Source organism: Novacetimonas maltaceti, from assembly GCF_002906255.1.
Classification (GTDB): Bacteria; Pseudomonadota; Alphaproteobacteria; order Acetobacterales; family Acetobacteraceae; genus Novacetimonas; species Novacetimonas maltaceti.
In genome coordinates this window covers 1-1,201 of the sequence record NZ_POTC01000135.1, presented here as the reverse complement: position 1 = coordinate 1,201, position 1,201 = coordinate 1, and the positions used below count along the sequence as shown (strand labels likewise).

General features: G+C 50.3%; 3 protein-coding genes and 1 pseudogene. 3 read left to right on the top strand and 1 reads right to left on the bottom strand.

The window, feature by feature from the left end; all coding sequences use genetic code 11:
- The 3 genes and pseudogenes from KMAL_RS16665 to KMAL_RS17075 form a co-directional block, all read left to right on the top strand.
- Positions 1-216: pseudogene (locus tag KMAL_RS16665) on the top strand (hypothetical protein); the annotation flags it as partial.
- A 102-nt stretch (positions 217-318) separates the two neighbouring features.
- On the top strand, positions 319-525 hold the full coding sequence (locus tag KMAL_RS17080) for a hypothetical protein (RefSeq protein WP_146044266.1): 207 nt from the start codon (positions 319-321) through the stop codon (positions 523-525).
- Between the two features lie 12 nt (positions 526-537).
- A complete protein-coding gene (locus tag KMAL_RS17075) occupies positions 538-738 on the top strand; it encodes a hypothetical protein (protein WP_061487194.1) in 201 nt (66 codons plus the stop codon).
- Positions 739-833: 95 nt separating this feature from the next.
- Here KMAL_RS17075 and KMAL_RS16660 read toward each other — a convergent pair whose 3' ends face one another.
- Positions 834-1,016 (bottom strand): helix-turn-helix domain-containing transcriptional regulator, encoded by a 183-nt coding sequence (locus KMAL_RS16660; RefSeq protein ID WP_239020200.1) that lies wholly within the window; start codon positions 1,014-1,016, stop codon positions 834-836.
- Positions 1,017-1,201 lie beyond the last annotated feature (185 nt).

The following is a 1,201-nucleotide window of genomic DNA, read 5'->3' as shown; positions in this document are numbered from 1 at the left end:
ATTCCGGAAACAGAAGTCCGCAGGGCGAAGCTGGATACGGACATGCCCCTGTGGGTGATGGTGGACGAAGTGAATTACGACATCCTCGAAACGTCCTACACGCTGGAAGATCGGGCCGCGCGCGGCCAGTTCAGCCCCGCTTTCAGCAAACAGATCGTTCTGGCGTTCCGCTCAATGCGCGATGCACAGGCATTGCGTATCTCGAAACGGACATGAACAGTGTTGATTTGCTATCTTTGATGGTGGCCTTATCATAATCCGGTGAATTATTATCTTCACTTATGAAATCTCAGGTTTTGAATGGAAGGAACAAAAATAATGACCCCTGACGAATATGTTGGACGCTCAAATGCGCTCTCTAAAGAACTTGAAAGAGTAAGGACACTACTAGATTCGTTCGCTATGAAGAGTGATTTTTACGGAATAAATAGCGATGGAAAAATAAAAGACAGGGTAATTGAGGATTGGAAAGATGTTGTAAGAAGAATTGAAGAGCTTGATGAAGAGTTCTGGTCAGGAAAGTAAGGGAATATATAGATGTCTTACAATCTTGGCGAAGAATCTTACAAAGAGAAATGTGAAAAATGCGGTACCGTGAATAGAATAACACTTCAAACAGGACCGGAGCATGGAGGGTGGAGCGAAAAATTTACCGTTCATTGCGCAGAATGTGGCGAGGTTATGGACCGGATTTCCGCTTTCGGCCTGAAGAGCGTCGAAAAAGTCAAAGGCAAGTGAACGTCTAAGCGGACACTTGAAACTGAAGCCCCCTCACGGGGGCTGACTGCTCTGTGGCGGCCCGACAGGCCGCCGTCCCTTCGGCGTGTGTCGCATCAGTCCGCCGCATGAAACGTCACCTTTATGCCGAACGCCGACATGATGCGGAACAGGTCGGTCAGGTCGAGATCACCTTTTCCAGACAGGGCTTCCTTCGCAATATCGTCCGCTCCCTGCGCGCGCGCTATGACCGAAAGAGCATGAGCAAACGCCCCTGCGTCGCCATCTGCCCATGCCATGTTCAGAAGTTCCTCCTGCATCCGAGGATCTTGTGCCGCCTTGACGCTATCAAACACGTCTAGCAGCCTGTCGGGTTGGGGTACCCTGTGAAGAGGTGAAGTTGTAAGGTGGTGAGATGAGCAGCTTCATCCCGTTTGACCGGTCTCAGCCGTATCTTCTGCCGCCTGATCTGAAGTCGTGGCTT